General features: G+C 47.9%; 1 protein-coding gene. It reads left to right on the top strand.

Translation table 11 applies throughout. The annotated features are described in order from the left end of the window. The coding region (yqeK, locus tag KH400_RS21575; RefSeq protein WP_217228142.1) for a bis(5'-nucleosyl)-tetraphosphatase (symmetrical) YqeK at positions 1 to 411 on the top strand (411 nt) is incomplete at both ends.

The raw sequence follows: 411 nt of genomic DNA, 5'->3' as shown, positions 1-411 counted from the left end.
ACGCATGATTACGCCAAGGAACGCTCTGATGCAGATTTCTTGGCGAAGATTGTCGAAAAGCAATTGGATCCAGATTTGGTTAATTGGGGAAACAACGTTTGGCATGGTATCGTCGGCGCCGAAATGGTGAAGGATGAGCTAGGCATTGAAAACGAAGATATCCTGACAGCAATTCGTCAGCACACAACTGGTGCGCCATACATGACGACGCTGAGCCAAATTATCTACATGGCAGACTATATTGAGTCAGGTCGCGATTTCCCAGGTGTTGAAGAAGTTCGCACCTTGGCATTTGAAGACTTGGCAGCAAGTGTCGGGTGGCAAACGGGCCACACGCTTGCTTATTTAATTGAAAAGCAGGTTCCGGTTTATCCGGGCACGCTTTTGACATACAACGCATGGAGTGTGAAG

The organism is Desertibacillus haloalkaliphilus (genome assembly GCF_019039105.1).
In the GTDB taxonomy this organism is placed as follows: Bacteria; Bacillota; Bacilli; order Bacillales; family KJ1-10-99; genus Desertibacillus; species Desertibacillus haloalkaliphilus.
This window is presented reverse-complemented; position numbering and strand designations above follow the sequence as displayed.